The 320-nt window shown below is 45.0% G+C and carries 1 pseudogene; it reads left to right on the top strand.

Annotation, left to right across the window (positions count from 1 at the left end):
• Window positions 1-81: 81 nt before the first annotated feature.
• Window positions 82-320 (top strand): annotated as a pseudogene (locus D6C13_RS25445) (hypothetical protein); the annotation flags it as partial.

Here is a 320-nt window from a genome sequence, read left to right as displayed (position 1 = left end):
AGGATCAGTCCATCTATTACCGGGTTGAAAAATTGTTATTAAAGGAACTGGGATATATCCCTGAGTAAGGAAACTAACATCATGGCGTCACCCTCATCAACAGCAGGAAAAGCGTGTGCCGAATGTGGCATGCCTGAGCCCTGCCTTCATAAAATCGTTGCTGACTTTCCCAAGCAAAAAGAGAAGCATACCTGGCCGGTAGAAAATCCTGCCCGTTTCACGCTACTTGATGACGGAACAGGAGCGGAAGGAACGATCACTATTACCAGTAAATGCAGCAAAAGTGGTTGCCCTAAAGCTGAATTGAAAGAAAAAGAACA

The sequence above is a fragment of the Rahnella woolbedingensis genome, assembly GCF_003602095.1.
Lineage (GTDB): Bacteria > Pseudomonadota > Gammaproteobacteria > Enterobacterales > Enterobacteriaceae > Rahnella > Rahnella woolbedingensis.
This window is presented reverse-complemented; position numbering and strand designations above follow the sequence as displayed.